The organism is Vibrio sp. 704 (assembly GCF_033339295.1).
The window spans coordinates 1-602 of the sequence record NZ_JAWOUH010000681.1; the positions used below are offsets into that span (position 1 = coordinate 1).

At 44.7% G+C, this 602-nt stretch carries 1 protein-coding gene; it reads left to right on the forward strand.

Features of this window, described 5'->3' with window-relative positions; translation table 11 throughout:
• On the forward strand, nucleotides 1–602 hold a 602-nt coding region (locus R7R24_RS28485), incomplete at both ends, for an EAL domain-containing protein (RefSeq protein ID WP_318120421.1).

Below are 602 nucleotides of genomic sequence, written 5' to 3' on the forward strand. Positions count from 1 at the left end.
GCTGAGCAATCAGGATTAATCATCGAATTAGGTGAGCGAATCATAGAGTTAGCATGTATTGCGAAGCAAGAGTTAGAGGCTCACCTCGGTTATACCGTGAAGCTATCCATCAACTGCTCTGCACACGAACTGGTCGATTCAAACCGCTACATCAACCACCTAACAACCTTGCTCGAGCGATACGGTCATGATGCTTCGGACTTTGTTATAGAGCTCACCGAAACCGTTTTGCTTTCACAAAGTGGACGCGAGCAGATGGTTTTGAACTCACTTCGCTATCTTGGTTTTAAAGTCGCACTGGATGACTTCGGCACTGGCTATTCGAGCTTAAATTACATTCATAATTACCCTATCGACAGCATCAAAATTGACGCCACATTTGTGCGCAATATGCTCTCGAACAAAACGTCAGAGCAAGTGGTGTATCTGATAGCCCAGTTAGCTCAACTGTTGGATGTCGACTTAATTGCAGAAGGCGTAGAAGACGACAGGGCGCTAAACACGCTTATCGACATGGGTTGTCATTATATTCAAGGCTACTTCTATTCTCGCCCACACAACGTCGATGAATTGGTACACATGATTAACGATAGACAAGTCAA